Source organism: Amycolatopsis sp. NPDC024027, assembly GCF_040638975.1.
Lineage (GTDB): Bacteria > Actinomycetota > Actinomycetes > Mycobacteriales > Pseudonocardiaceae > Amycolatopsis.
This window is the reverse complement of record NZ_JBEZYY010000021.1, coordinates 173,761-199,687: the sequence shown is the minus strand read 5'-3', so window position 1 is coordinate 199,687 and position 25,927 is coordinate 173,761. Positions and strand designations below refer to the sequence as shown.

The window sequence follows — 25,927 nt, the reverse complement described above, 5'->3', positions numbered from 1 at the left end:
CAGCCTCGGCTACCTCAGTCCCAACACCTACGAAGCCACCCGCCAGGTAGCCTGACCACCTCAACGACCCTGTCCGTCAAACCGGGTCAGCCCCACAGCCGTACTGAACGAGGAGGAACGACGGATCGCAAGACGCGGGCCACTGTGACCGGGAGCGGCGCGGCCACCGCGACGAATGGGTACGCGAATTCCGGTGTCCATGTCGGAGACGTCAACCTCCTGACTGGCGTTCCAGTCAAGACCCGCTACCGGCAGCAGGTCCAGCGGATCGCGCCGCACCAGCTACTAAGCCGGGAGACCGAGCTGAGAGAGCTGGCCGAGTTCTGCACATCGCCAGAAACCGCGGGCAGCTATCTGTACCTACGCGCGAGGGCATGGTCGGGCAAGTCGGCACTGATGTCTTGGTTCGTGATGCATCCGCCCGAGGGCGTCCGAGTCGTCTCGTTCTTCATCACCGCACGGCTTGCCGCGCAGAACGATCGCAATGCCTTCATCGACAACGTGATGGAGCAGCTACTGACAGTGCTAGGTGAGACTCTGCCGCCCTTCTTGACTGAGTCGAACAGGGAAGCGCACTTGCTGGGGCTACTCGCCGAAGCAGCCGAAGCCTGCGATCAGCGCGGCGAACACTTCGTACTCCTGGTGGATGGCCTGGACGAAGACCGTGGCGTACACGATGGGCCGGACTCGCACAGCGTCGCGGCTCTGTTGCCCGCCGACCTCCCCGCAGGGATGCGGGTTGTTGTCACCGGCCGCCTGAATCCACCCATCCCTGCCGATGTGGCTGACCATCACCCACTGCGGGACGACAAGATGATCCGACACCTGAGGCCTTCAGCAGAGGCTCGAGCGATTCAGGTGGAGATGGATCGTGAGCTGAAGCGGTTGCTACGCGGTTCGGTTGCCGAGCAGGACCTGCTCGGGCTCGTGGTCGCCGCCGGCGGTGGATTGTCTGCGCCAGATATCGCAGAGCTGACCGGATGGCCGGAGCGGAGGATCTACGAACACTTGCACACTGTTACTGGACGCAGTTTCACCGCTCTCGGCAGCCACTTCCGGCCCGACGGACCAGATGTCTTCCTTCTCGGTCACGAAGACCTGCAGGTCACGGCTCTAACGTGGCTGGGCGCCGATCGCGTCGCGAGCTATCGCGACCGCGTACACGTCTGGGCCGAGCAGTGCCGAAGTCGAGGCTGGCCAATCGGGACCCCTGAGTACCTTTTACGCGGCTACTTCCATATGCTTCACGAATCCGACGATTGGGGACGGATGACGGAACTTGCCGCCGATCCTCTCCGCCAAGACAGGCTGCTCCAAATTTCAGGAGGCGATGCTATCGCGCTAACTGAGATTAACAAAGCCCAAGTCGTTATCGCCACGCGCAAGAATCCAGACATCGTCGCAATGATTCGTCTGGCCATCCACCGCGACTTTCTCATTGAACGCAATGATGATATCCCGCCAGGGCTACCAGCAGCCTGGGCTGCAGTCGGCAAAGTCGACAGGGCAAAATCGCTTGCCAACTCCATACCGGAACTGAGCATTCGCGCTGAATCATTCGCTTTGATTGCTCATTCGCTATCGACGACAGGTAGTCACCGAGCAAGCGAGTTCTTCAATCAATCTGAGGCCGCAGCTCGCTCTATAAAGGAGTATCGGGATCGGGATCCAATTCTAGCCCTGGTTGCAAGAGTGGCAGCCAGCCTCGGCAATCACCAGAAGGCGGAGGAAATTGCCCGTTCTATTGGAATGGATCGCAATAAGGCATTGGCATTGGCCTCAGTAGTTAAGGAGATGACCAGGGGTGGCGAACATGAGCGCGCAAGGGTGATCGCTCGCTCTGTCGCCGACTTCCAATATCGAGCTCTGGTCTTGGCGTCCCAGGCTGAGGTGGAAGCCGCACTCGGTGATCTTCAGTGCGCCCGCAACCTCCTTGACGAAGCCGAGACTGCAGCCCGCTCGATTACCGGCCTCAGATTAGAGGAGGAACAATCGCAGGCATTGGCTTCGGTGGCCGAGGCTGCAGCTAGAGTCGGAGATCGCGATCGCGCCGAAACTATTGCTAACTCTATCACTGAATCTGATCAGCGAGTATTTGCATTAATATCGGTGGCAGAGGCTCATGTGAAAGCAGATGACCTCCGCCGTGCCCATTTCCTGCTTGACCAGGCTGAGGCGATCGCCCGCTCATCTCCACTTTTGCGGAGGTGGATGCTCGCATGTCTGGCCAGGACAGTAGCTGAAACAGGTGACCTCCGACGGGCCCACGACCTCATCGACGAAGCCGAGGCGATCGCCCGCTCGTCCATTGATCAGGGCGGCGAGGTTCGTACGCTGATGTGGGTAGCGAGGTTGCTGGCCGAAGGTGGCGCTCTCGGACTTGCTCGCGGTTTCATTGACCAAGCGGAGGCGATCGCCTACTCCATCACCGACCCTCACGGTCAGTCGGTCAACCTAGCGAGGGTTGCCGGGGCCTTGACCTATGTCGATGATTACGAACACGCCGAAGCGATCGCGCGCTCCATCATCTCCATCGATTACCGGATCGAAGCCCTGGCATCGCTGGCCAAGGCGGCGTGCCGGGTGGGCCGCCACGCTCACGACCTCCTTGAGCAAGCCGAGGCAACCATGCGCTCCATTCCCGACCGCGACCACCGGACAAGGGTTCGGTCACATGTAGCCCAGGCGTTAGCCGAGACGGGACAGCACGAACAAGCTGAGGCGATCGCCCGCTCCTTCACATCTGACAATGACCGAACTGAGGCGCTGGCGTCCATAGTCGAGACGATGGCCGAAACCAAAGATTTCGAACGCGCGGAGGCGATCGCCCGCTCCATCACTTCCTCTTGGCGCGACCTTCCAGCGAAGGCGCTGGCTTCCGTAGTCCGAGCACAAGCTGACGCTGGCGACCGCGAACGCGCCGAAACGGTCGCCCGCTCCATCACCGACCCCAGCTTTCGGGCGAAGGCGCTGGCTTCCGTAGTCCGGGCGCTAGCCGACGCCGGCGACCGCGAACGCGCCGAAACGGTCGCCCGCTCCATCACCGACCCCAGCTCCCGGGCAAAGGCGCTGGCTTCCGTAGCCCGGGCGCTAGCCGACGCCGGCGACCGCGAACGCGCCGAGGCCCTTTTCGGTCAAGCCGAGGCGATCGCTCGCTCCATTTCTTTCGTAGGTCTCGAGCGGGCGAGCGCATTGACATGGATAGCCGAGGCGGTGGCTAAATCGGGAAACTGCAAGCGCGCAGAATTGATCGCCCACTCCATAGGGGCTTCAGGTGACTCTTCAACAGCGGCATTAAATAGGGTGGCAACGGCAATAGCCGACGCTGGCGACCATGAATACGCAGAGAAGATTGCGTCCTCCATTTCCGATCAGTACTGGCGAGCGCGAACCTTGGTGTCAGTTACTCGCCGGAGTTCTTGCCGAAGCAATATTCACGCAATTGTAGAAGCCTTAAAGCTTGAGCACTGGCAGTACATTACAGTCGAATTACTTCACCTCAAGCCAAATGCTATCGCTAAGATGAAGGAAGAGTTCATCCGCGCTTGGCGTTTGGAACCAGCAACGCCACAGCTAGGTAGACACTAGACAAGGGCGCGTCCAGCTGATGGTGGGCAACCGGGACGCCGTCGGCGACCAGCTGACACAGTATCCGCGCGGTCGTGGGCCGCTGGCCGGCGCCGGCCGCGCGGAGCCGTCGAGCCCACCATCAGACGCCATAGCGTTGCATTAGACACAACAATGTGACCTTGAGTGAGCGGGCATCGGTGAAGCGTGCGCGATCGTCGCCGATCTCGCCCAGGACGCGCGCGCCGGACAGATCGGCGAGACCCGGGAAACTGGTGATGATCGCGTAGTCCGGGTGCTGCTGAAACGCTGCGGTGGTGGACTCGGTGAGCTGGTCCGCGCTTGCGCACTCCGCGTTGAGGGTGGCCAGCAGCGCGAGGGACTGGCGGCCGAACGCCTCCTCGACCACCCGTGGCTGCCGCAACTGCGGCTTGCGAAGGTCGTTGAGCAGCTGTGCGGCCAGGGCGTCGATGCCGCGCTGGCGGCCCGCCCGACGCAGAGCCGCGGCGATGCGTGCCTTGGTGATCTTCGCCGCGGCGGCGGGTGTCGGCGCCAGCGCCAGGACCACGCGCGCTTCTGCACTCGCGAGGTTGGTGGCCCCGCCCCTGGCGAACGCAGCGAGGAACCCGGGGTAGTACTCGCGCAGCACGGCGCGGAGTTCCTGCGTGGCGCGGGATCGCCGCCAGATGGCGTCCTGGGTTGCGCGGGACAGCACTGCGACGGCCTGGACCAGTTCACTGTCGGCAGGCAGCGGCCGGTGCGCGTGGGCGTCGGTGCGCAGGATGTTCGCCAAGGCCATCGCGTCGACGTGGTCGGATTTCTTCCGCGAGACGCTGTGTCGCTCGCGATAACGAGCCACCGCCATCGGGTTGATCGAGTAGACCCGCCGCGCGGTCTGTCGCAGGCCGGCGACCAGCAGGCCGCGCGGGGTCTCGATCGCCACCGGGATCGGGTCGGTCGTTGTGTCGCCGGCGTCGGTGAGCATGGCCAGTAGCTCGGCGAAGCCCTCGGCCGAGTCGTCGATGCGGCGCTTGGCCACCAGGGCACCGTCGGTGTCGACGAGGGCGACGTCGTGGTGGTCCTCGGCCCAGTCGATCCCGCAGAACACCTTCACTCTCAAGCTTTCCTCTCGGCTAGCTGTTTGTGCTGCTCAGATGCCCTGGCGAGAACGCGCGGCACCCTAATGACGAGGCTCTGTGGCCTGACCTCCGATTGAGCCGTTCGCGATCCCAGCGATCCGCGCGGGCACCGGTCTCGACGGAGAACTCGACGGTTCCCGGTCACTGGGGTGTCCTCCGCGCGAACGGGCTCGGACGACGAACAAACTGCCCGATCAGGGGAACGGGTGGGACGCGGACACGCCGGTCGCGCCGCTCTATCAGGAGGGCCCACAAGCCCAGGGACACCCAAGACGTCCACCAAGCACACCCGGCCCACCCGCCCGAACGAGCAGCAAGAAGGCCTCATGCGGATCAAGACCTACGCGGCCGCCAGAAGGCATCCTCATCAGCTCGTTCAGTAGTCATTAGGGACACACCCCCCGGTGCCCCTACAAGGACTAGGTGGTGGGCGGGGCCGAGGTGACCGGTATCGCAGCACTGCTGGTGACAGAGGGTAGCAGTGCATCCGATGCTACGGTCGGTAACGCACGGTGTCAGTCGGCAGGGGAGCTGGTGCTGGTGGCGGAGTGGGGCTACCCGGTTTCGATCAAGGGAGTGCTGGTCCGGGATGACCGGGTGTTGCTGGTGCACAACGAGCGCGACGAGTGGGGAGCTGCCGGGCGGCCGGATCGAGCCCGGCGAGACGCCTGAGCAGACCGTTGCTCGGGAGATCACCGAGGAAACCGGGCTCTCCGTCGAGGTCGTCGGGATCCTCGATGCCTTGGTCTACCACATAGCGGTGGCGAACAAGGACGTGTTCATCGTGACCTACGGCTGCACGACCATGTCCACGGCGGCACCGGTCCTGAGCTACGAGCACAGCCGGATCGCCGAGTTCGCCGAGCACCAAGCGCCTGCGCTGCGATGCCGGAGGGATACAAGCGCTCGGTCGCCACCTGGTTCGACCGGTTCCGCAGCTCAGCGACGGCGAGGTAGCGGGCCATGGCCGCTGCGAACGCTGCGGCGCGGCGCTCAGCTGCCGCGCCTGCCAGTGTTTCGATCTGTCGGGTCGGCGCCAGGGCCCTCTTGCGCGGCAGGCGCCGGAAGGTGGTATCTGCGGGTGCCGTCTGACAACCCGACCGACCGCCTCTTGCTTATCGCGCAAGCCAGCCGTATTTCAAGCGGTGAGTGCCGGAGGAGCGGTCGGGAAGCGTGTCTGCAGAAGGCCCGGCAGCTCAGCTGGCAGGAGCTTGTCTGCGCACTCCGAGAGTTCAGCGCTCGACCACCAGCGGCGCTCGATGAGGCTGGCGCGCTCGTTGGCGGTGTGCCGGAGGGCGACCTGCGGCGCGGTGTCCTCGATGCGCGCGAGGTAGACGTGGTCGAGGCGGTGGTGTTTTCGGCCGTGGTAGATGAAGCTGCTTTCGCGCGTCCAGAGCTTGCGGCCGATCACGTCCAACACGAGTCCGGTTTCCTCGGCGGTCTCGCGGCGGGCGGTGTCCTCGAGCTTCTCGCCGGGAACCTGGCCGGCACCGGGCAGTTCCCACCAGTGGTGGTCTGGGGCGTCGGGGTCGCGGGCGTGGACGAGCAGGACTTCGTCGGCGGGGTTGAGGAGCAGGATGCGGGCGCCGACCCGCAGGGGCGGGTTGCTGGTGAAGGTCATCCGGTGTGCCTTGCGTTCGGTTGTGTGTTCACTGCTGGATGCGGCTGGGCTTCGGGGTGATCGCGGTCGTCAGCTGTGCATGTCCCAATGGTTTTGGCTGTCGGGCTGGTTGAGCCAGACGCGGTGCGGCCGGTCGGGGTACACGGTGAGGCCGAGTCGCTCCCAGTCTGGCCGGCCGAGCCGGGTCCAGGCGTGGGTGGCGGTTTCGACGCGGTCCCAGATTGCGGTCGGTCCGTTCTGGAGTACGTCTCGCTGCCCGTGGTTGTCGGGTTGTGTTCGGACGGTGCACCACGAGCCGTCGGGTGCGGTGAAGACGGCCCATTCGGGGCCTGCGCCGCGGTAGCCGAAGCCGATTTCCGCTGGGAGGTCGGTGTGGGCGAGGAACCAGGGGACGGGGGAGGTCCATGGCAGCGGGTCGATCTGTGTTGTGGTCGGCGTGCCGGTGTCGGGGTCGATCGGGGGCTGGTGGGTTTCGGGTGCGGTGTCGGTGTGGCGGATGGCCATGAAGCCGGCCCAGTGGGGGAGGAACCGGCCTTCCAGGCGATCGTCGTGCCGTTTCAGCAGGACGAGATTGCCGGCGTGGATGGTGCGTTTGAGGTCGGCCAGCAGAAGGCCGCCGGGGCGCAGTTGTTCGGCCCAGGCCCAGGGGATTTCCGGGACGGAGCAGGTGGCGATGATCCGGTCGTAGGGGCCGTGCTGGGGCAGGCCGGCGGTGCCGTCGGTGACGGCGAGGACGGGGGCGTGGCCAAGGCCGGCGAGACGTTGGCGGGCGGCGGTGACGAGGTCGGCGCCGATGTCGGCGGAGTACACGAGCTGGTCGCCGAGGCGGTGGCAGAGCAGGGCGGCGTTGTAGCCGGTTCCGGTGCCGATCTCGAGGACGTGGTGTCCATCGTGGATGTCCAGGGCCTCGAGCATGCGGATCATCAAGCCGGGCTTGGTGGAAGAGGAGATGGTGACCTGGTGGCCGGCAGTGGTGGTGGCGAGCGCAGTGACGAGGGGCTGGTTGCGGTAGACCTGTTCGAGCCACCGGTCATCGCCGTCGGTGGTGGTCGCCCAGGTGCCGTCGGCGCGTTGGGTGTGGAACGCCGGGACGAACACGTGCCGCGGAGTTTGTTCGAGGGCGGCGCGCCAGGCCGGGGAGCGCAGGACGCCGCCGTCGGCGAGCTGGTCGGCCAGGCCGTGGGCCAGTTCCGGCCAACCGGCTGTCATGCGGCTCCCTTGGCGAGGAGGTCGGCGATGGTGTCGGTGATGGGGGCGTTGATGGCGTCTTCGATCCAGCCGTATTGGCCGGTGGCGTTGCATTCGAGGAACACCCATGCGCCGTCGGGCCGGATGACGAAGTCGAAGGCGCCGTAGAGCAGGCCGAACTCGATGCAGTACTCCAGCGCGCCGGCGACAACGTCGCACGGCGGGTCGATGCGTTCATAGTGCAAGGCGCCGTAGTCACTGCGCCAGTCGAGGTAGCCGGCGGCACTGCCGGCGTGAATCGCGGCGGTGAAGATCTGGTCGCCGACGACGATGAGGCGTGCCTCGGAGGCCTTGGGGATCCAGCGCTGGAATTGGTGCGCGCTCACCTCGACACCGCGAAGGTCCGCGAGGTCGGCGGCGTCGAGCAGGTGGGTCAAGGTCGTCTTGCGGCCGCCGCTCTCGATGATCGCCGCCGCGCCGAACGCTTTGGTCACTGTCGCGCCGCTGGCGGCGAACCGGTGGACCGCGGCCGCGGTGTTGGTGACGAGCGTGTCGGCGACCGTCAGTCCGCACCGGGCCGCGACAGCCAGTTGAACGGGCTTGTAGGCGGCGTCGGCGTTGCGGGCCGGGTGGTTGATCCACAGCACGGGCAGGGCGGTGAGGACGCCGCCGACGCCGAGCTTGCTTTCGCTCATCGCCCAGTGCCGTTCGGTCGCCGATAGTGCCGCCGGGAAGTCGAAGGCCGAGGGGTTGCGGTACCAGACTGAGCGGACATCCTGCAGGTCGATGGTCCGCCCGCTGGTGACGAGGGTGCCCACCCAGCGTCCGTTGTCCAGGCGCGCGTCGATGGTCGTGTGCTGGGGGAACCAGGCGGTGTCCACGCGCGCCACCGGGACGGCACGGTGCTCCAGTGCCGCGATCATGCGGTCGGCGCTGAAGTCGTGTTCCGCGGCGAGGATCAGCACGGTCATCAGTCGTTGTTCCAGTCCTCGGCGCTGGGGCCGTCTTCGCCGTCGACGCTCGACGTGGTGTTCGCCGTCGGCGGCCCCATCCACGGCAGGTCGATCAGCGGCTGTCCGGTCGCGTCGACCGCCTTCTGGGTCTCCGGGTCGTACCGCCACGCGGGCAAGGTCACGCCCGGCCCGGCCGGCGTGGCGCGTCGAAGGCCGAACGGCCGTACGCCGACGGGAGAGGCGACGTCGTCGCGGCGCTCGGTGAAAGTCGCTCCGGCCAGTGCGAACTGGGTGCCGGCCGGAGCGAGCGGGTTGGCATCCGGTGTGAGATCGAAGGCGATGTCCACGGGCGTCTCCTTCGTAGCAGCCGACGATTGTTTGCGACCTTACTTCGATATCCGAAAGGTGACAAGATCGGCGGCGTGGCGGTCAACGGCACGCAGCAGGTCGGGTTATCGTCACGGTGGTGATGCAGCGGGATGAAAGGGCGCGGAAGATGGTCGGCGACAGCGCTTGGACAAGCGTGTCGATGCCGTACGTGAGTGGGCAGCCGGGTGACGCCTGGGGCGCCGAAGCAGCACAACACGGCGGTACCGGTACGCAGCGGCTTGTGGAAGCCGGCGAGGTTCCGGCCTCCGCAGCGGTCGCGGACGCCCTCGGACTCGACGCCGGCGAGCCGGTGATCCTCCGCCGCCGCGTCATGCTGCTCGACGACCACCCGGTCGAACTCGTCGAGTCCTACTACCCGCCGGCGCTCGCCAGGGGCACTCGGCTGGCGGAGCCCCGGAAGATCCGGGGTGGCGCTGTCGCGCTGCTGGCCGAGCTCGGACATCAGCCGCAGCGGGTTCGGGAGGACGTGGTCGCTCGCCTGGCGACCGCCGAGGAGCAGTCCGAGCTGCACCTGGATGATCCGGCGTGTGTGCTGCAGCTGTCGCGGGTGTTGTTCGACCAAGACGGCGTCGCGGTCGAGGCGAGCGTCATGACGATGGTCGCCGAGGGGCGGCGCCTACGCTACGAGCTGACCCCGTGATCACCAAGCACCGAGGAGCTGGACTTGCCCCGCACGCGTGACGTCCGGCCGCGGCACCAGCAGATCGCCGCCGAGCTGCGCGACCGGATCATGCGCGGCGACCTCGCTGCCGGCGCTCAGCTCCCCTCGACCGCGGAACTCGTCGCCCACTACGCCGCCGCGAACGCCACGATCCAACGAGCCTTGTCGACGTTGAAGGCCGAAGGCTTCCTCGACAGCCGCGTCGGCAAAGGCGTCTACGTCCGCGATCGTCAGCCGTTCGTCATCGACGCCACCGCCTACATCGCCCCCGAACCCGGCCGATTCCGCTATCGCCTGGTCACGGTCGAGGAAGTCGTCCCTCATGCCGACGTGCTCGAAGCCCTGGAACTGACTGCTGGAGCTACCGCGATCATCCGGAGCCGGATTCTCGTTCACGACGAGCAGCCGGTGGAGCTGTCGGTCTCCTGCTACCCGGTCGAGATCGCCGCCGGCACGAGCTTGGCCAAGCGCGCCAAGATTCCCGGCGGCGCCCCGCGCGTCCTGGCTGATCTCGGGTTTCCGCAACGCAGCTTCGTCGACCGCATCTCGGCCCGCCCACCCACGGTGGACGAAGCCGAGACGCTCGAACTACCCGAAGGAACACCCGTGATCCGGCAGTTGCGCACGATCTACAGCGACCGGCAGCGACCCGTCGAAGCCTCAGTGCTGATCAAGGGCGCGCACCACTACGAGCTGCTCTACCGTCAAGAGATCAGCCCGGACTGAAACGCCTGCTGCCGTCTTGGCAGGTCGGTCAGCTCGATGCGTCGGTTCACTGTTGAGCGGCCCGACGGCCGTTGAGCCGGTCCCGTCGTAGCGGGATGCCGTGGCCCCGCCGGTAAATCGTGTCGCATACGTCGCACTGCCGGGGAATGCCGTGGCTTCGTCGTTCGCTCAACGGCATGAACATCGGAGTGTCGGAGATACCGCACAGCGTGGTGATCGCTTCTACCGCTTCGAGTGCTCCCGCAAGCCGGTGCCACTCGCCGTTGATGACTGGGTGAACGGTCTCTGCGTCGAGGTAGATCAGTGCGGCCATCGCGATGCCCCGATCAGGGAGACCGGAAGTCGGCGCAGGTGACTGACCGGCGTTCGAGAGCTTTGAACGTCGAGCGGTAGCTCTGGACTGCGTCGGGTTCGCTGACGAAGATGATGTTGTCCTGGTGTCGCAACGCGACGGTGAAGACTTTCCCCCGGCCTTCGTAGATGGTGAAGGGATCGGTCTGTTTCGCCGCGCTCGGAGGGACGATCCTGATCGCCAGGCCAGGAAGGTCGGCGGCTGCCCGAAGAGCTTGTAGCTGCGGTTCGATCGCCGGGACCAAGGCCGCAGCACCCACCAGAACGGTGCGGTGGCCGGTCCAGCCCTGGTCGAGCTGCCGGACTTGGTGTTCGAAGATCGCCTGGTCGAGGTCAACCTGCCCCGCCGCATCCTGGGCGATCGCCTGGATGTACTCCGGTGTTTGGAGCGGTTCCGGGACTACGTGCGGTGCCCATTCGAAGGTGCGGACCGCGAGCTCCTCCAAGGCTCGCCGCTGGCTGGCCGAGCCCGCGTCGAGGGATCCGATGGAAACCGGGTCGTCGAGCTGGCGCCGGAGCCGCATGACCCGGTTGTACTCCGCCGGGCTGACTCGGAGAAACCCGAGGATATGAGCCACGTCCTCGATCGCCGGAGCGCGCTTTCCTGTCTCCCAGAGGGACAAAGCTTGGGCCGAGACACCCAGCTTGGTTGCCAACCTGCGCAGCCCAAGTCCTTCTGAGGTTCGGGCTTCACGCAAGCAGGCACTCAGGGCGAGCAGAGCCGGAAGGCAAGGACTTGCTTTAGTCATGCGCATTCTCGTTCCATGTCGTGGTCTGCGCGGATGATCCCGGCAGCGATGTCATCGCCGTGGGAGCGGAGCAGATCGGGTAGTTCGCCGACCTCGTCAGCGAGCTTGTGGTGTTCGTCCGGTGTTGCGGTGCCGTCTCGAAGCTGGACGACAAGCAGGGAAATTCGCAATTGTGTCGCTTCGAGAACGTCGACGAGCTTCTGGGTGTCGCGGGTCATCCCAGCTCCAGAGATGACGACAGGTCTGTCCCGATCGGAGAGTCGGTGCAGCCCGACGAGAACCCTGCAGAGGCGGACATAGTCCGGGTGTTCTGCGAAGGCCAGGTCGGTTTCGGACGGCCAGGTGATTGAGGTTGACGCCACCGTGCTCCACCATCCCGGGATAGTTCAGTGCGCCACATCGTCGGATCAGCCCAGTTGTCCATGGCGAAACGGGTCCCGATCGCGTGCGATGAGGTCTTCAACATCTCGATGCGCACGACGTCGTGGTCAGCATGGGTCGTCCGGCGGCCGACCAACAACTTGGGTTCGTCCGAACCAGCCGGCGTGGCGCGCCATTCCCAGCCGTCGTTGCGCGACTCGCTGATGGCCGCGCTGCCGATCTCCCGAGCGATGACAGCTTCGTCCCACCGATCAGGGGCGGTCATGGTGCCTCCGCACACGGTGAAGTGGCGGCGTTCCTCCGTCGAAAGTGCCGGGAGCTGTGCCGTCGCAGGCGTCGCCACCATGAGGTGCCATGTGGTTTGCTTCGGCAGGAGGTCCGATCGACAGCAAGGCACCCACGGCATCCCGGGCACGTCGAGCGCGAAGGAGAAATCATCGGCGCAGCCGAGAACTGGGCACCGCAGATCCCGCGGTACGAGCCGGCGGCTCGCATTCCGTCCACGAAAGCAGTGTCCGTGACGAGGTGGTTGGTGCCGGTCGACGCCTCGGTAACCCACAACAGGCGTGGGGGAGTCCGGCGTCTCGTAGGTGCTGTAGCCATCGTGAAATCTCCGCGGTCAAGCTGGATCGGAAGGAACGTGGAACACCCGGCCGGTGCGCTGGGTCGGGGGCAAGCGCACCGGCCGGGCTGATCAGAGGTGATTCCCGGGCAAACGGCGACATCTGCAGCGTCTTGGAGCAGCCCGACCAGCCGAAGACGTGGCTGTCATGCTCGGTCCTCGGGGATGTTCTCGGTCAGCACTGCGCGGGCGTGACTGACGAGTTCGGCCATGGCTTGCCGCGGTAAGACGACTGGGTCACCGTCGTGGCCGACCATGACCGCACGCTTCGGGCCGTCATTCGTCGCCAACACGCCGACGACGGCTTGGCTCGCTGAGCCGTCGAGACTTCGCGCCGGGATGACGACGCGTCTGATCCAGCTGAGTTCGGACACGATCCGCTCCCCGGTAGGCTGCTTTCGCCGCTGTCAAGTGATGACAGGTGATGACGACTGATGCGCATCAGTGTCATCGCTAGTGTTCGGTGGGCGCAAGGACCCGATGGGGTGAACTGCTGCTGTCGATGCCTACCGCTCAACCTGCTTGTTGGCTGTCGTAGCATCTGATGCATGGCTGGCATCACCCGCAAATACGCGGCCTCTCCGCTCGGCGAAGCGATCAGCGCTGCGCGCGATCTTCGCGGCGTCTCGCAGCGCAGGCTCGGTGCGCTCATCGGCCAGACCAGTGCGGGGCTCGTCTCGCGCTGGGAAAGCGGCGAGCGGACGCCGTCGGTGGACGACGTGCAGGCGATCATCGACGCATTGGAGATCGAGGGTGAGGAGGCTGACCGGTTGCTTGCGCTTGCTGCGGGTGTTGGCCAGCCGCGCCGTTTCTCGGTGACGCTGCCGGAGCGGCGCGCCGAACTGGCAGAGCTGCTCGCCGCGGAGCGAACCGCCACCGAAGTCACGCACCTCGCGCCGCTCGTAATCCCCGGCGTGTTGCAGACCGCTGACGCGATTCGCACGCAGATGCACGAGGCCGGTGTGCCAGAGTCAGAGATCGAGGAGCGTGTGCTGACCCGGATCGGCCGGCGTGACCTGATCACGCGCCGGAACCCGGCGCGACTTGAGGTCGTGCTCGGGGAGGCCGCGATCCGGTATCGCATCGGCGGGCCGGCCGTGTGGGCTGATCAGCTCCAGTACCTCATGGAGATGGGTGAGCTGCCCAACGTCGAACTCAGGCTCGTGCCGTACTCGGCCGGCTGGTCGCCACTGCTCGTGGGCAGCTTCACGCTCATCGAGTCTGATCAGGCCCCGCCGATCGTGAGCTTGGAATTGCACGGTAGTGGCCTGACACTGCGCTCGCCAGAAGACATCGCACGGCACCGGCGCGCCGCCGATGCGGTGCGAGAAAAGGCGATGAGTCCCGCGTCCACCGTGGAGCTCATCGCGGAGGTTCGACAGGAATTGGAGCAGGGATGACGGTACGGCGCGAACCAGGCAAGTGGTTCAAGTCGAGCTACAGCCCGGACAAAGGTGACTGTGTCGAGGTGCGGCTCGACGTCGAACCCGGTTCGGTGGTCGACGTCCGGGACAGCAAGGCGCCGGAGGAGGGGCAGTTGGCCTTTTCGGGACGGTCTTGGCGAGCGCTACTCCGAGAGATCGGACGGTAGGGCCTCGGCTGAACGCCTTATTGGCTGTCAGGTGCGGAGGACCAGCACTCGATCAGCGCGCGAGGATCGAGACCTCTTGCGCGCTGATCGCCGTGTTGTGTGTGTGGCTCTGAGCGGCATCCCAAGGTGTGTCCAGGTTGGCCGACCATGATCGGGTGAACACGGAAGCGACCTCGCGCACCGCCAGCGCCGGACAAGTCGTCGCGAGCGGCGCCCCGTGCCCTCGCCGGTGGCGCCGTTTGGGGTTTGCTCCTGCTTGCTCAGCGGCCAGCCGGGCCGGGGGACGTGAAGCTCGTGCCAGCGTCGGCGTGCTGTTGGCTGGATCGGGTGAAGCTGAGTGCTCGGCATGCATACCCTCCTGACGGCCTTGGCTAGGGACATCGGTGTGGTCCTGCGGCGATCCTTTTTCGGACCAGTCAGGTGCCGATGGGGCCCGCCGATGGTCGCGGTCGTGCTGGCGTGTGAACCTTGGCTCGGTGGTGAGCCCGGTCGGATCAAGCGAAACGGCGCGGGAACAGGTTCGACGGGTCATATCGAGATTTCGCCTCGGCGAGCGCTGCCTGCGCCGCACCGAGGTGGCGTGTCCAGTCGGCACTGGTGAACGGGATGGCTCCAGTGGGGTAACTGGCGCCGCCCACGCTGACCGCGGAGTCGTACCACCGCCGGTTTCCGGCCATCATTTCCTGGGCTTTCGTTGCGTCTGTCGCGAAGCGAAGCCCGGCGACCAGGTAGACCGTGCTGCCTTCGGGTATCCGGAAGAGCGGGGTGCCGAACGCCGCGGTGGTCATCGGGTAGATGAGGATCAGGCCGGACGCGCCCAGGTCGGCCTGTTCGAGGTCGGCCATGATTTCGCTCGTGAACGCGTCGAGCTCCGCATCGGGCAGCAGCAAGTTGGGCCACGGGTGCGGGGCTTGCCATTCGCCGGTGCTCTCGAGGTACGTCACGGTCTCGTCGAGGCGGGTGGCGAACTCCCAGTAGCTCAAGTCCTCGATCTTGTCGCGGGCAGCTACGAAGCCGATCCCCGTAACGAGCAGGTCGTCGTCGGGCCCTTGGGGCGGCGTGTAATACGAGGCGACGTCCAGCATGTACACCCAGCCGTCCGGGGTCGGCAGGATCTCGCCCTGCAGGAAGTCGAATCGGCCGGCTGCGAGCAGGCGGCGTTGAGCGGCGAGCAGCTCGTCGATGGTGGGGTAGTAGACCTTGACGCGCCGCACGCGCGCGGGTGCCGGGATCAACGGCAGGGTGGCGCGCACGATGACGCCGCACTGACCGAAGCCTCCCAGCACGGCGTGGAAGAGGTCGGGTAGCTCTGTTGGTGAGCAGTGGCGGAGTACCCCGTCGGCCGTGACGACATCGAGCGCGAGCACGTTGTCCGTCTGGACCCCGTACCGATGGCTGGTACCGCCGATTCCGCCCACTGACAGCGTGCCTCCGACAGAGGTTCCCAGGTAGTCGGTGAGGACGCGCGGGGTCAGCCCGTGCTTGAGCGTGCGGGCGAGAAGTGAGTTCCAAGTCGCGCCTGCGTCGACGGTCACCTGGCCTTCGGTGAGATCGTGAACCTCGTTCAGGGCGGTCAGGTCGATGACCAGGCCGTCGAGCACCTGCGCCTGTCCCAGGCTGGTGTGGCCGCACCCGCGGGGCACGACGGCGATGTTGTTGGCCGCAGCGACGGGCAGGACGGCTTCAATGTCGGCTATGGACCCGGCGCGGAGAACCGCGCGAGGTGGGTGGTTGACGATGCCGCCGAAGTCGGCCGCCGCGAAGGCCGTCGCGGCGGGATCGGTGACCATCGTGCCGTCGAGACTTAGGTGGGAAAAGACGCTCGAAGTCAATGGGTTGTCCCGTCTTCCAGGTTGGCGATGCTGGCGCGCACGACGGCTTCGGCGGGATCGCCCCGCTGTTCGAAGATGGTCGCGGCCTCTTCGAGCCGACAGCGCGCCATGGTGCTGTCGCCGCGTGCAATCCACGTTCGCGCGAGAGCCCAGAGGGTGTCGGCTTGCCCCTTGTCGTCATGCGCGGCTCGTTGGACGAAAAGGGCTTCTTCGAGCCGGTGCAGCGCGTCGTCGAGCATGCCGGCGGCGAGGTAGGTTGTTCCCAGTTGGTAGAGCGAGAGCCCTTCGCCGTACTTGTCGTCGATGGACCTGCAGAGGGACAGCGCGCGATCGGCGTACCGGAGCGCGTCTTCGGTGTGCTTCTCTCCCCGGCAAAGGTCGGCAAGATGCACCAAAGCCACCGACTCTGCGTGCCGGTCGTTCTGTTCGCGGTGGATCACCATGCCGCGCTCCAGCGCGTTCCTGGCCATGCTGACGTCCTCCATGTCCGCGTGCGCGAGCCCGATGCCGATGTGGCACCACGCCGACCTGGTCGGTTCCCCTTCGTTTTCCAACAGGTCCAGTCCTCGGCGAAACGCATCGCGGCCGTTTTCCGGGTTTCCCAAGCCGAGTGCGACGAGGCCGAGGCCGGTCAGCATGTCCGCCTGCAGGCAGGGGTCGCCGAGCTTGACCGCGGCCTCCAAGCCCAGGTGGTAGGTGCGTTCCCAGATCGTCCACGGCTTGCGGAGGTGGAAGTAGGAAAAGAGCGCTTGCGAAAGGTGGCATGCAAGATCAGGGCGCCCGATCCTGAGAGCAAGTCCGACCACCGATGGAAAGCTGGCCAGTTCCTGCTCGCACCAGGAGAACGCCTCGGCGTAGCCAGGTAGCGCGGTATCGGAGGTCGGCGGCCGGAACGGCTCGAGAGCGCGCCCGGCCGCGGCGGCGGTGTCGAGGTACCACGACAGCTCACGTGCTTGAGCTCGCTCGATCTCTTGGGCGGCGTCGACGGCGAGGGCTTGCTCGGATGCGTAGACCCGGAGCAGATCGTGCAGCCAGAAGTGATCCCGGCCGGCCTCTTCGACGAGGTGGCACGTGGCGAGTGTGCGAAGAAGGTGCGCTGCCTGGTCTGGCGGCATGTCGGCGAGCGCCGCGGCTGCAGGAATGCTGATCTCTTTACCAGGGTGCAGGCCGAGCAGCCGGAACATCCGCGCTGCCGAAGTCGGCAGCGCCCGGTAGGACCAGGAGAAGACGGCCCGGACATCGGCGTCCTCATCCGATGCGAGAGCGGCGAGCCGCTGGCGCTCTTCGGCGAGGTCTTCGGCGAGCTCGGACAGCCGGATGGGGTGCGCGGCGATCCGTTCCGCGGCGACCGCCACAGCGAGCGGGAGGTGGCCGCATCGGTCGAGGACGGCTTGCGCCGCCGCCGGCTCATCGTCGACCCGCGAGCCCACGACTTCCTGTAGCAAACGGAGCGAATCGTCGGAGGTGAAGGGGGTTAGGGCCAGCTGCGTCGCACCCGCGCGTACGACCAGCGCGGTGAGCATGACCCGGCTCGTCACCAGGACCGTGCTGCCGGCCGCGCCGGGGAGTAGAGGACGTACTTGGTCCGAAGAAACCGCGTTGTCGAGCACGACGAGGATGCGGCGGTCGTGTGTCATCGTGCGAAACAGCGCGGCTCGCTTCTCCTCTGTGGAAGGTACGTCCGCGGGAGTCAGTCCCAGGGAAATCAAGAAGTCTTCCAGGATTTCGGCGGGGCTCGCCGGTGATTGGTGTCCCGAGTGGCCGCGCAGATCCGCGAACAACTGGCCGTCTGGGAAGCGGTCGATCTGCCGATGGGCCCAGTAGAGGGCCAGGGTCGTCTTGCCGACTCCGGGTGGCCCGTGGACGATCGCGATCGACAGCCGGTCTGCTTTACCCGAGACCGCGTCGAGGGCCGACAGCTGAGCGCCTCGCCCGACAAACCGGCCTGGCGCCGCCGGCAGTTGTGCGGGGTGACTTACCGCGGCTTGCGAATCGCTCTGGCGTGGATGCGGAATCAGGGCCAGCAGTTCGCCATCGGCTTCGAGTGCGTTGTCGCAAGCCTCAGCCAGCTCCGTGGTCGCGGCGCGACGGCCATGCTCGACGTTGGCGAGGTGAGCCCGGCTGTAGTGAGTGCGAGCGGCCAGTTCAGTCAGTGAAAGCCCGCGAGCGATTCGCGCATCTCGAAGTTCGGATCCGAAAGTCTTTCGGCTCTCGACTTCCGGTCCCCATGTTTCATGTTTCTTGTACATGAAAACAGAAACCCCCTGGTAATCGCGGTCGCTCCAGCAGATCCTGGGATGGAAGCACCGAGCGACGGATACGTACCCCTCGGCAACGAGGGTAGCGCCGCGGGAGCTTCGAGACAGGCAAGTCGCGGGACGCCGCGAGCAAGATCGTCCGCGAGGTGGACGGTCGAGTACTGAAAGTGATCATCGCTCAGTCTGTGACACCAGACGGGTGACATCGGGAACGGTGCGCGGTTAGCGGTCTGTGACCGCTCCGCCGCACTCTTCGGATGTTCCACCTGTCCGGTCGCGCTGACACCTGCGTGGCCTTCTGGTGAACTCGAGACCTTTGGAGAAGCAGATGTCCATTTCGACGTATCTTCGGCGCGCTTCCGTTATCGGGGCGGTCGTTGTGTCAATCGGTTGTTCCGTGGCGATGGAAGCGTCAGCTCTGCCAGTGTCGGAGAGGTTGGAATCCGCTGGTTGCGGCTACATCGGTGGAGGCGAGTATGTCCATTGTGATAACGGTTCCGGGTCGACGGTAATGCTCGACGTTCAGGACATTTTCTTCAACCTGTATCACTACTGCGTCGGGCCGGGAACCACGAACATCCAGCCCGTGATCCGCTGGCGGGTGATCGGCGCTTGGTGGAACGGTGGAGTGGGGTGCGGCCCGGGGTACTACGGCCCCGCGTGATGCCACAGGGCGCGACGCTCTCGTGCGAGAGGAGTGCAGGGCGGTCGTTGCCGTTCGTCCCCGAAGAACGACGCGCTGTTGTCGGCGAAATCAGGCGGCGACCGTGAGCATCGCCGTCATCCCCGCGAGAAGGCACGGACCAAACGGCACAGCCCGGCTCGCTCGGTTGCGCGGTACGAGCAGAAAGGCCAACGCGATGAGCGACGCGAGCACAACCGCGTCGGCCAGCTCGGCCCAGCCGGACCAACCGGTAACCAGACCGACCACGGCCGCGAGGCCAACGTCTCCAGAGCCGACACCGCCTTCGACCAGAACTGCGAGCAGCAGGTAGAAGCCTGCTCCCGCGAGCATCGCCCACAGCGCACGAAGCCCGGTGCCAGGGTCCGAACGCGCCGCGCACAGGAATGTGAGACCGAGTGCGGCGCCCGCCAGCTGCGGCACGACGACGATTCGAGGTAAACGATGTTCGAACCAGTCGATGATCGACAACGGAACTCCGAGTACCAGTACGAAGGCGTAGACCGGCAGTTCGCCCCGGGAGCCGGCCCGCCAGGCGAGGATCGCGAGTACCAGTGCGGTGACGAACGCGCCAAACCACCACGACGACGCGATCTGCGTCGGTCGACTGGAGAACCGCTTGGTGATCAGGCTTCCCCCCGGCCCCGAGACCGAAGCCCGCTACCGCGCTGATGATGGCAGGCCAACCGTTCACAGTGGCGCCGCCGAGTTGTCGCTGATGCCTCTCCCCACGAAGCAATGCTGGCCAGCTCTTTGGCCGACCGCACTGCTCGTCCCACCAACGAGTGAACTTCTAGGGAGGTGGTGTCGGCGACATGGCGGCCAGCTGATCATTCCCAAGGGAGGGGACCTCATGAATCTGCGTCACGGCGCCATCGGTGTCTCTTTGGTGTTGCTGCTCGAAGCCTGCAGCTCCACCGCGCCGAGTGGACCACCGATGCCTTCGAGTACCGCGGCGACGAGGAGCGTGCTACCCCAGCCGGTAGACGAAGCGAAAGAGCGCGCGGTGGCGGCGTACCTCGGCATGTGGGGTGACATGGCCGATGCCGCCCTGACCTCGGACTGGCAATCGCCGAAGCTCGCGTTGAACGCCACGGGCGACGCCCTGTCGAGGATTTCGCGCGGTCTCTATGCCGACCACTACAACGGTCTCGTCACCAAGGGGAAACCGGTCAACCATCCGATGGTTGAGTCCGTCGAGCCCCCGGCTGCTCCGACCACGGTCGACATCGTCGACTGCGGGGACGACAGCCAGTGGCTCAAGTACCGTGCCGACACCGGCCGGCAGGCCGACGACGGGCCGAGCGGACGTCGCCACATCGACGCGAAGGTCAAGAAGGCCGTAGACGGCTCCTGGAAGGTCGTCGACTTCGCGATTCAGGACGTGGGGACATGCTGACGCGAGCTCCGGCTGTCGGCGGAGTGATCGTCACCCTGCTGCTGAGTCCGGCGGCCAGCGCGTCGGCGGGTGGCTGGGGTTCTGTCGACTGTGCCCAAGAGCCATCGCCCTACTGCCAACTCGGAGCCGGGAAAACCGGAAAGGCACCGGGAGGCGACGGCCGGGTGCCGGACGAGCCGAGCCGGAAAGGCGGCGGTGGAAAGTCCACCCCGCTTCCCGGTGACCGGATCGTCGGCGGCAACTCGCCCGTGGCGGACTGCTCGTACGTCCGGAGCAATTTCCAGCCTCCGGCCGACGGCATCCAGACCGTTGCGTTCCGCGGTGCTGCGCGAGCTGTTCCGCCAGTCGTTCTCGCGTCCGCGCCGCTTCCACGCGCAAGCAAGCTCGCCGCACAGCAGGGTGGAGCGTGGTACGTCTACCGGTGTACCGGTCCGGGTTTTCACGATGGTCTGTACCGAGCGCCGATTTGGCTCCCCGACGGGGCGGCTCCTGCTGGAACGGCCCTGCCCTCTCCGCAGGAACTGGCCGAGCAAGCTCGAACTCGGCTGCGCTTCCCGTCTCCGCATATCGAAGCCAACCCGCCCGGCGACAAACTGGTGAGCCTGCCGACCTGGCTGTGGCTGGACCGCGACAGCTGGGGAACGCGACAGGCGACGGCGGCCGTTCCTGGTGTATCGGTGACAGCGGTGGCGACACCGAAGTCCGTCTCCTGGTCGACGGGCGATGGGGACACCGTGACCTGCTCCGGCCCGGGAACCCCGTTCGAGGCCGGGGGAGACGCCTCGGCTGCGTCCCCTGATTGCGGTCACACCTATCGCCGGTCGTCGGCGACAGCACCCGCCCAGCAGTTTCCGGTCAGAGCGACGATCCATTGGACTGTGACCTGGTCCGGAGCCGGAGCGAGCGGCACGTTCCCCGACTTGACCACGTCGGCGGCGGCAGCTTTCCGAGTTGCCGAGATCCAGGCGCTCGGTACCGGGCGCCGCTGACCAACCGAACCGGCTGTCGACAGCGGGTTCGCATCCACATCCCCGCTTTGAGCTGTGCACCAGCTGCCATGAGGTGCACGGCGTGGCTCAACCATGCCTGGGAGGCACCTCGTGACCAGCATCCGTACCGATGACCATGGTGCGGGAACCGAGACCGGTTCCGTGTCGTGGCTGGGGAAGAAAGGCCGACTGGCCGCGGTGTCGACCGGTCGACGGGCGCGACGTCGTCTGCCGCACCTGCTCGTCGGTGTCCTGCTCGTACTCGCGTCCGTCGGCGGCGCGTTGTGGTGGACCACCAGCGCGCAGGGCCGGGTCCCAGTGCTGGCTGTCGCCCGGGCGCTGAGCGTCGGACACGTTCTGGAGCGGAGCGACGTCCGCGAGGTCGATATCGCGGCCGCCGACACGATCGCGACCGTGCCGGCGGAGCAAGTGACCGCCGTGCTCGGCCGGCCGATGGCGACGAGTCTCAGCCCGGGAGCGTTGCTCACCCCGGGCAGCGTCGGCCCGGCCGCGGTCCCTGCCGCAGGCCACGCCATCGTGGCGGTCGCGCTGAAGCCGGGGCAGTTCCCGCTCGAGGTCGCAGCCGGAGCGCCGGCCCTCGTCGTGGTCACCGCGCCATCGTCGCAAGCTGTCTCGTCGCCGTCGGCACCAGAGAGCGGGCAGATGTGGCCTGCCACCGTGATCGGGCTGGCCAAAGCGGAGTCCGACCAGACCACCGTGATTTCGCTGCAACTCCTGGGCGATGCCGCGCTTGCGGTCGCCCGGGTGCCGGTCGGCCAGGTGTCGCTGGTCATGCTCGCGGGCGGTGAGCGCTGATGTTGATCGCTCTCGCCAGCGTGAAGGGCTCGCCGGGCGTCACCACCTTCGCCCTCGCCCTGGCCGCGAGCTGGCCGGCCGACGTCCGTCGCGTGGTCGTCGAGTGCGATCCCGCCGGCGGTGACCTCGCGGAGCGATTCGGCCTGACCACATCGCCTGGCCTGCTCAGTCTCGCCGCGGCTGCTCGACAGCCAGTGGATCCCGACGTCATCTGGAACCACACCCAACCGCTTCCCGGCAGCATCCAGGTCATGCCGGGCCCGTCGGGAGGCCAGCAGGCGCGCGCCGCGCTGAGCACCCTGACCTTGCCGAACTCGCCGCTCTACGGCACGGCCCACCGGCCGGCGGTGACGATGTTCGCCGACTGCGGCCGCCTGGACCCGGGTTCGCCCGCCGAAGCGGTGATCCGTCACGCGGATGTCCTGCTGCTGATCTCCGGCACCTACAGCGACGAGCTTGCCCACCTCGCCACCCGCGTTCACGAGCTGGGCCACACAGCTGCCCGGGCATGTCTGGTGCTCGCCGGGCACGGACACTCAACCCACGCCGTCGAGCGCGAGCTGGGTATCCCGGTCATGGCGCGAATTCCCGACGACCCGAGCGCAGCCGCGCGGTACACCGGCCGAGCAGCCACCGGCCGACGGCGAACAGGTGGGCTCATCCGAGTCGCGAGCGTCGTCGCTCAGGCCCTGTCCAAAGGGTCCCCTCGCGGGCCGTCCCAGCCCGTCCCGGACTTCGTGCAGCAGGTGCCGGGAGTGCCTGCCCAGCCCACGGCGGCGTCCGGCGTCCGCGTACTTCCGCCAGCCGTGCACAACGGCCACCCCCAACCCAGATCTTCCGGGAAGGACATCCGGTCATGACGGTTCTCGACGAACACCGCCGGCCCGAGCCGGCGACCGACTCCGGCCCGGAAGCACGCTTGCGGGAGTTTCTGCGGCGCACGCTCGCCGACGAGCTGCCGAGCCGGGCCGGCGCGGCAACGGAGCCGATGACCGCAGTGCGGCGCCGCGACTGGGCCCGCGACGTTCTCCGCGCCGCGGTGGCCGCGCACAGCGAGGCCGAGCTGCAAGCGGGACGGGTACTGCTGGCACCGGAAGCCGAGGCGCTGCTCGTCGAAGCGGTGCTGGACGAGGTCTTCGGGCTGGGCGGGCTGCAGCCACTGCTGGACGACCCCGCTGTGGAGACCATCAACGTGAACAGCTTCGACCGCGTCTTCGTCCAGTACGCCGACGGCACCCGCGCCCAAGTCGCCCCGGTCGCCGCCTCGAACGACGAGCTGACCGACCTCGTCCGCACCCTCGCTGCGCGGGCGTCCTCGGAGGAACGCCGCTTCGACCGCGGCTCGCCCGCGCTGAACCTCCAGCTGCCAGGCGGCGAGCGCCTCTTCGCGGTGCTTGGGCTCACCGCCGGCGGGGTCACGGCGTGCTCGATCCGCCGTCACGGTTACCTCACCACCAGCCTTGCCCAGCTGCGGCGCCACGGCACCCTCGACGTCGGCCTCGAGCGGTTCTTGCGCGCGCTCGTGCGGGCCCGCAAGAACGTCCTGATCACCGGCGGTGCCGGGTATGGCAAGACGACGTTGCTGCGGGCGATGGCGGCCGAGATGGATCCGCTGGAGCGCATCGTCACCATCGAGGACGCCTTCGAGCTCGGCCTCGGACTCGATCCGCGCCTGCACGCCGACGTCACGGCGCTGCAGGCCCGCCAGCCCAACGTCGAAGGCGCGGGCGCGATCAGCCAGGCCGAGCTCGTGCGCTGGGGCCTGCGGATGTCCCCGGACCGCGTGATCGTCGGCGAGATCCGCGGGCCCGAGGTCATTCCGATGTGCAACGCGATGTCCCAGGGCAACGACGGCTCGATGGCGACGTTGCACGCGAGCAGCTCGAAGATCGCCTTCACCAGGCTGGCGTCGTATGCCGCCCAAGGCGCCGAACGGCTCTCGCTGGAAGCGACCGCGCTGCTGGTGGCCTCCAGCGTGCACTTCGTCGTGCACCTGGCCAAGGCAGCCGATCGCACGACCCGGGTCGTCTCCTCGATCCGCGAGGTCGTCGACGCCGACGGCGGAACCATCGTCTCCAACGAGGTCTACCGCCCCGGCTCGGGCCTCCGAGCGCGTCCGGTCGCGGGCGCGCTGCGTGCGGACACGCTCGACGACCTCGTCGACGCCGGATTCGACCCGGACCTCCTTGCCGCGCCGGAGGGGTGGTGGGCGAAATGACCGGCACCCTCATCGGCTGCCTCACCGGACTCGGCAGTGCCGTGGGCCTGCTCCTCGTCATCGTCGGCTTCCGCCAGCCGCAGCTACCGTCCGGCGCGCTGACCGCCCGGAGCGCATGGCGGCGAGCCGATCGAACCTTCGTGCTCCGATCGGGCGTGGCGCTCGGCGTCGGCCTGCTGGCCGGCGCGATGACCGGCTGGGTCGTCGGGGGAGTCCTTGCCGCGGCCGCGGCGTGGTTCTTGCCCGCGTTGGTCGGGCCCGACCGTGCGCACGTTCGTCGGGTCGCGCGGATCGAAGCCGTGGCGTCGTGGACGGAGATGCTGCGCGACACACTCTCGGCCGCGGCCGGCCTCGAGCAGGCGATCCTCGCGACCGCCCCGCTCGCACCCACAGCGATCCGCGAGGACGTCGGCCGCCTCGCGGCGCGGCTGCGGAGCGGGCATCGGCTCGCGCCGGCGTTGCGACGTCTGGCCGAGGAGCTGGCCGACCCGACCGCGGACCTGGTCATCGCCTCGCTGGTCCTGGCGGCCGAACACCACGCTCGCCAGCTCGGCGACCTGCTCGGCTCGCTGGCGGAAACCGCGCGAGCGCAGGCGGCGATGCGGATGCGCGTGGAAACCGGCCGCACCCGCACCCGCACCTCGGTGCGGGTCGTCGTCGCCACCACGATCGCGTTCGCCATCGGCGTCGTGGTGCTCAACCGCGCCTACCTCACCGCCTACGACAGCCCGCTCGGCCAGGCCGTCCTGCTCATCATCGGCGCGCTGTTCAGCAGCGGGTTCGCCTGGCTGACCCGGATCGCCGCCGGCCGCCCCACCGCCCGGGTGCTCTCGCTGGCCGACCCGCCCGAGCCCGAACCGACCACTGCCACCGCGGCGTCGTGGGGCGGTGATCGCGCATGACCGCCGCGATCCTCTTCGGACTCGGAGCCGGCCTCGGCCTCTGGCTGGTCGTGATCTGGGCTATCCCGCCGCAAGCCACGCTTCGGGGCAGGTTCGCCGACCCGACGGACGACATCGGCTCGGTCGCGGCGGTCACCGAGACACCATGGGCCACCGCCCTGGCCCGGCCTCTCCTACCCAGCCTGCGCGCGCTCGGCTTACCCGGAGGTCAGCTGGCTCGCGATCTCCGTGTCGTGGGCCGCGGCGCTGACACCCACCTGGCTATGAAGGCGCTGCTGGCCTGCGCCGGTCTGCTGACGCCGCTGCTGTTGCAAGGCCTGCTCGCGGTCCTCGGCGTGCCCCTCGGTTTCGAAGTGCCGCTGGTGCTCGCACTCGTGGGCGCGGCAGCCGGGTTCATCGCTCCCGAAATCGAGGTCCGCGGCAAGGCCACGCGAGCACGTGCACAGTTCCGCGCCGCGCTGTCAGCGTTCCTGGACCTCGTCTGGATCACCCTCGCTGGCGGCTCCGGTGTCGAAGCGGCGCTCCTAGCTGCTGCGGACGTCGGTCGCGGCGGCGCCTTCGGCCAGTTGCGCCGCGCCCTCGACGCCGCTCAGCTGACCCGCACCGCGCCGTGGACGACGTTGCGGCGGCTCGGGGAAGAACTGGACGTCGCCGAGCTCGCCGAGCTCGCCGCGTCGATTTCACTCGCCGGCACCGAAGGCGCCAAGGTCAGAACCTCCCTGGCCGCGAAAGCTGCGGCGCTGCGCACCCACCTGGTCGCCGACGCCGAGGCCGACGCTCAAGCCGCGACCGAACGGATGGCCCTGCCGGTCACGCTGCTGTTCCTCGGCTTCCTCGGATTCATCGCCTACCCGGCTGTCACCCAGGTCCTCAACGGACTCTGACCATCCAC

At 67.1% G+C, this 25,927-nt stretch carries 25 protein-coding genes and 1 pseudogene; 13 read left to right on the top strand and 13 right to left on the bottom strand.

What is annotated here, in order from left to right; translation table 11 throughout:
• The first annotated feature begins 144 nt into the window (after nucleotides 1–144).
• Nucleotides 145–3,588, top strand: coding sequence for a hypothetical protein (locus tag AB0F52_RS39375; RefSeq protein ID WP_360182248.1), 3,444 nt, complete (start codon nucleotides 145–147; stop codon nucleotides 3,586–3,588).
• Nucleotides 3,589–3,709: 121 nt separating this feature from the next.
• On the opposite strand, the gene AB0F52_RS39370 is transcribed toward AB0F52_RS39375, so the two are convergent.
• The gene (locus AB0F52_RS39370; protein WP_360182245.1) at nucleotides 3,710–4,681 is read right to left on the bottom strand and encodes an IS110 family transposase; all 972 of its coding nucleotides are present in this window, start codon (nucleotides 4,679–4,681) and stop codon (nucleotides 3,710–3,712) included.
• 601 nt (nucleotides 4,682–5,282) lie between these two features.
• Here AB0F52_RS39370 and AB0F52_RS39365 point away from each other — a divergent pair.
• Nucleotides 5,283–5,663 (top strand): annotated as a pseudogene (locus tag AB0F52_RS39365) (NUDIX hydrolase).
• A gap of 181 nt (nucleotides 5,664–5,844) precedes the next feature.
• On the opposite strand, the gene AB0F52_RS39360 reads toward AB0F52_RS39365, so the two are convergent.
• The 4 genes from AB0F52_RS39360 to tgmA all read right to left on the bottom strand — a co-directional run bounded on the left by AB0F52_RS39360 (nucleotide 5,845) and on the right by tgmA (nucleotide 8,815).
• Complete coding sequence (locus tag AB0F52_RS39360) at nucleotides 5,845–6,327, bottom strand: NUDIX domain-containing protein (RefSeq protein ID WP_360182242.1); 483 nt, start codon at nucleotides 6,325–6,327, stop codon at nucleotides 5,845–5,847.
• Nucleotides 6,328–6,396: 69 nt separating this feature from the next.
• Nucleotides 6,397–7,536 carry a methyltransferase domain-containing protein gene (locus AB0F52_RS39355; RefSeq protein ID WP_360182239.1) on the bottom strand — a complete coding sequence of 380 codons (1,140 nt, stop codon included), beginning with the start codon at nucleotides 7,534–7,536 and terminating at the stop codon, nucleotides 6,397–6,399.
• A complete protein-coding gene (gene tgmB / locus AB0F52_RS39350; protein ID WP_360182236.1) occupies nucleotides 7,533–8,486 on the bottom strand; it encodes an ATP-grasp ribosomal peptide maturase in 954 nt (317 codons plus the stop codon). Before tgmB ends, AB0F52_RS39355 begins: the two co-directional genes overlap by 4 nt.
• The gene (tgmA, locus tag AB0F52_RS39345; RefSeq protein WP_360182233.1) at nucleotides 8,486–8,815 is read right to left on the bottom strand and encodes a putative ATP-grasp-modified RiPP; all 330 of its coding nucleotides are present in this window, start codon (nucleotides 8,813–8,815) and stop codon (nucleotides 8,486–8,488) included. Before tgmA ends, tgmB begins: the two co-directional genes overlap by 1 nt.
• Nucleotides 8,816–8,997: 182 nt before the next feature.
• On the opposite strand from tgmA, the gene AB0F52_RS39340 reads away from it, so the two are divergent.
• Both AB0F52_RS39340 and AB0F52_RS39335 read left to right on the top strand, forming a co-directional pair.
• A complete protein-coding gene (locus AB0F52_RS39340; protein ID WP_360182230.1) occupies nucleotides 8,998–9,498 on the top strand; it encodes a UTRA domain-containing protein in 501 nt (166 codons plus the stop codon).
• A 24-nt stretch (nucleotides 9,499–9,522) separates the two neighbouring features.
• Nucleotides 9,523–10,245 (top strand): GntR family transcriptional regulator, encoded by a 723-nt coding sequence (locus AB0F52_RS39335; RefSeq protein WP_360182227.1) that lies wholly within the window; start codon nucleotides 9,523–9,525, stop codon nucleotides 10,243–10,245.
• A gap of 46 nt (nucleotides 10,246–10,291) precedes the next feature.
• Here AB0F52_RS39335 and AB0F52_RS39330 read toward each other — a convergent pair whose 3' ends face one another.
• From AB0F52_RS39330 to AB0F52_RS39310, 5 genes are all read right to left on the bottom strand, one after another.
• Nucleotides 10,292–10,558: a hypothetical protein gene (locus AB0F52_RS39330; RefSeq protein ID WP_360182224.1), complete on the bottom strand. Its 267-nt coding sequence runs from the start codon at nucleotides 10,556–10,558 to the stop codon at nucleotides 10,292–10,294.
• 13 nt (nucleotides 10,559–10,571) lie between these two features.
• A complete protein-coding gene (locus AB0F52_RS39325) occupies nucleotides 10,572–11,345 on the bottom strand; it encodes a Scr1 family TA system antitoxin-like transcriptional regulator (protein ID WP_360182221.1) in 774 nt (257 codons plus the stop codon).
• Nucleotides 11,342–11,563 (bottom strand): hypothetical protein, encoded by a 222-nt coding sequence (locus AB0F52_RS39320; RefSeq protein WP_360182218.1) that lies wholly within the window; start codon nucleotides 11,561–11,563, stop codon nucleotides 11,342–11,344. The genes AB0F52_RS39325 and AB0F52_RS39320 overlap by 4 nt, the downstream gene beginning before the upstream one ends.
• Nucleotides 11,560–11,991 carry a hypothetical protein gene (locus AB0F52_RS39315; protein ID WP_360182215.1) on the bottom strand — a complete coding sequence of 144 codons (432 nt, stop codon included), beginning with the start codon at nucleotides 11,989–11,991 and terminating at the stop codon, nucleotides 11,560–11,562. The genes AB0F52_RS39320 and AB0F52_RS39315 overlap by 4 nt, the downstream gene beginning before the upstream one ends.
• Before the next feature lie 503 nt (nucleotides 11,992–12,494).
• Nucleotides 12,495–12,722, bottom strand: a complete 228-nt coding sequence (locus AB0F52_RS39310) for a hypothetical protein (RefSeq protein WP_360182212.1) — start codon at nucleotides 12,720–12,722, stop codon at nucleotides 12,495–12,497.
• 174 nt (nucleotides 12,723–12,896) lie between these two features.
• On the opposite strand from AB0F52_RS39310, the gene AB0F52_RS39305 reads away from it, so the two are divergent.
• The gene (locus tag AB0F52_RS39305) at nucleotides 12,897–13,748 is read left to right on the top strand and encodes a helix-turn-helix transcriptional regulator (RefSeq protein WP_360182209.1); all 852 of its coding nucleotides are present in this window, start codon (nucleotides 12,897–12,899) and stop codon (nucleotides 13,746–13,748) included.
• Entirely contained in the window at nucleotides 13,745–13,939 is a 195-nt protein-coding gene (locus AB0F52_RS39300) for a DUF397 domain-containing protein (RefSeq protein ID WP_360182206.1), read from the top strand. The genes AB0F52_RS39305 and AB0F52_RS39300 overlap by 4 nt, the downstream gene beginning before the upstream one ends.
• Before the next feature lie 494 nt (nucleotides 13,940–14,433).
• On the opposite strand, the gene AB0F52_RS39295 is transcribed toward AB0F52_RS39300, so the two are convergent.
• On the bottom strand, nucleotides 14,434–15,729 hold the full coding sequence (locus tag AB0F52_RS39295; protein ID WP_360182203.1) for an FAD-binding protein: 1,296 nt from the start codon (nucleotides 15,727–15,729) through the stop codon (nucleotides 14,434–14,436).
• Nucleotides 15,730–15,767: 38 nt separating this feature from the next.
• On the bottom strand, nucleotides 15,768–18,020 hold the full coding sequence (locus AB0F52_RS39290) for a tetratricopeptide repeat protein (RefSeq protein WP_360182200.1): 2,253 nt from the start codon (nucleotides 18,018–18,020) through the stop codon (nucleotides 15,768–15,770).
• Between the two features lie 337 nt (nucleotides 18,021–18,357).
• Here AB0F52_RS39290 and AB0F52_RS39285 point away from each other — a divergent pair, with 337 nt between their 5' ends.
• Nucleotides 18,358–18,693, top strand: coding sequence for a DUF6355 family natural product biosynthesis protein (locus AB0F52_RS39285; protein WP_360182197.1), 336 nt, complete (start codon nucleotides 18,358–18,360; stop codon nucleotides 18,691–18,693).
• 90 nt (nucleotides 18,694–18,783) lie between these two features.
• Here AB0F52_RS39285 and AB0F52_RS39280 read toward each other — a convergent pair whose 3' ends face one another.
• Nucleotides 18,784–19,182: a prepilin peptidase gene (locus AB0F52_RS39280; protein WP_360182194.1), complete on the bottom strand. Its 399-nt coding sequence runs from the start codon at nucleotides 19,180–19,182 to the stop codon at nucleotides 18,784–18,786.
• Nucleotides 19,183–19,564: 382 nt separating this feature from the next.
• Here AB0F52_RS39280 and AB0F52_RS39275 point away from each other — a divergent pair, with 382 nt between their 5' ends.
• The 6 genes from AB0F52_RS39275 to AB0F52_RS39250 all read left to right on the top strand — a co-directional run bounded on the left by AB0F52_RS39275 (nucleotide 19,565) and on the right by AB0F52_RS39250 (nucleotide 25,919).
• Nucleotides 19,565–20,110, top strand: coding sequence for a hypothetical protein (locus AB0F52_RS39275; RefSeq protein WP_360182191.1), 546 nt, complete (start codon nucleotides 19,565–19,567; stop codon nucleotides 20,108–20,110).
• Nucleotides 20,111–21,210: 1,100 nt separating this feature from the next.
• Nucleotides 21,211–21,915 (top strand): SAF domain-containing protein, encoded by a 705-nt coding sequence (locus tag AB0F52_RS39270; RefSeq protein WP_360182188.1) that lies wholly within the window; start codon nucleotides 21,211–21,213, stop codon nucleotides 21,913–21,915.
• The gene (locus AB0F52_RS39265; protein ID WP_360182185.1) at nucleotides 21,915–22,775 is read left to right on the top strand and encodes a carbon monoxide dehydrogenase maturation protein; all 861 of its coding nucleotides are present in this window, start codon (nucleotides 21,915–21,917) and stop codon (nucleotides 22,773–22,775) included. The genes AB0F52_RS39270 and AB0F52_RS39265 overlap by 1 nt, the downstream gene beginning before the upstream one ends.
• Nucleotides 22,772–24,133, top strand: a complete 1,362-nt coding sequence (locus AB0F52_RS39260; RefSeq protein WP_360182182.1) for an ATPase, T2SS/T4P/T4SS family — start codon at nucleotides 22,772–22,774, stop codon at nucleotides 24,131–24,133. Before AB0F52_RS39265 ends, AB0F52_RS39260 begins: the two co-directional genes overlap by 4 nt.
• Nucleotides 24,130–25,035, top strand: coding sequence for a type II secretion system F family protein (locus tag AB0F52_RS39255; RefSeq protein WP_360182179.1), 906 nt, complete (start codon nucleotides 24,130–24,132; stop codon nucleotides 25,033–25,035). Before AB0F52_RS39260 ends, AB0F52_RS39255 begins: the two co-directional genes overlap by 4 nt.
• Nucleotides 25,032–25,919 carry a type II secretion system F family protein gene (locus tag AB0F52_RS39250; RefSeq protein WP_360182176.1) on the top strand — a complete coding sequence of 296 codons (888 nt, stop codon included), beginning with the start codon at nucleotides 25,032–25,034 and terminating at the stop codon, nucleotides 25,917–25,919. Before AB0F52_RS39255 ends, AB0F52_RS39250 begins: the two co-directional genes overlap by 4 nt.
• Nucleotides 25,920–25,927: the final 8 nt, after the last annotated feature.

Bases quoted from the DNA above. Each gene is read 5' to 3' on its own strand.
- AB0F52_RS39360 (WP_360182242.1), bottom strand. From the start codon at position 6,327: ATGACCTTCACCAGCAACCCGCCCCTGCGGGTCGGCGCCCGCATCCTG.
- AB0F52_RS39355 (WP_360182239.1), bottom strand. From the start codon at position 7,536: ATGACAGCCGGTTGGCCGGAACTGGCCCACGGCCTGGCCGACCAGCTC.
- tgmB (WP_360182236.1), bottom strand. From the start codon at position 8,486: ATGACCGTGCTGATCCTCGCCGCGGAACACGACTTCAGCGCCGACCGC.
- AB0F52_RS39340 (WP_360182230.1), top strand. From the start codon at position 8,998: ATGCCGTACGTGAGTGGGCAGCCGGGTGACGCCTGGGGCGCCGAAGCA.
- AB0F52_RS39330 (WP_360182224.1), bottom strand. From the start codon at position 10,558: ATGGCCGCACTGATCTACCTCGACGCAGAGACCGTTCACCCAGTCATC.
- AB0F52_RS39325 (WP_360182221.1), bottom strand. From the start codon at position 11,345: ATGACTAAAGCAAGTCCTTGCCTTCCGGCTCTGCTCGCCCTGAGTGCC.
- AB0F52_RS39320 (WP_360182218.1), bottom strand. From the start codon at position 11,563: ATGACCCGCGACACCCAGAAGCTCGTCGACGTTCTCGAAGCGACACAA.
- AB0F52_RS39315 (WP_360182215.1), bottom strand. From the start codon at position 11,991: ATGACCGCCCCTGATCGGTGGGACGAAGCTGTCATCGCTCGGGAGATC.
- AB0F52_RS39305 (WP_360182209.1), top strand. From the start codon at position 12,897: ATGGCTGGCATCACCCGCAAATACGCGGCCTCTCCGCTCGGCGAAGCG.
- AB0F52_RS39300 (WP_360182206.1), top strand. From the start codon at position 13,745: ATGACGGTACGGCGCGAACCAGGCAAGTGGTTCAAGTCGAGCTACAGC.
- AB0F52_RS39295 (WP_360182203.1), bottom strand. From the start codon at position 15,729: ATGGTCACCGATCCCGCCGCGACGGCCTTCGCGGCGGCCGACTTCGGC.
- AB0F52_RS39290 (WP_360182200.1), bottom strand. From the start codon at position 18,020: ATGTACAAGAAACATGAAACATGGGGACCGGAAGTCGAGAGCCGAAAG.
- AB0F52_RS39285 (WP_360182197.1), top strand. From the start codon at position 18,358: ATGTCCATTTCGACGTATCTTCGGCGCGCTTCCGTTATCGGGGCGGTC.
- AB0F52_RS39275 (WP_360182191.1), top strand. From the start codon at position 19,565: ATGAATCTGCGTCACGGCGCCATCGGTGTCTCTTTGGTGTTGCTGCTC.
- AB0F52_RS39265 (WP_360182185.1), top strand. From the start codon at position 21,915: ATGTTGATCGCTCTCGCCAGCGTGAAGGGCTCGCCGGGCGTCACCACC.
- AB0F52_RS39260 (WP_360182182.1), top strand. From the start codon at position 22,772: ATGACGGTTCTCGACGAACACCGCCGGCCCGAGCCGGCGACCGACTCC.
- AB0F52_RS39255 (WP_360182179.1), top strand. From the start codon at position 24,130: ATGACCGGCACCCTCATCGGCTGCCTCACCGGACTCGGCAGTGCCGTG.
- AB0F52_RS39250 (WP_360182176.1), top strand. From the start codon at position 25,032: ATGACCGCCGCGATCCTCTTCGGACTCGGAGCCGGCCTCGGCCTCTGG.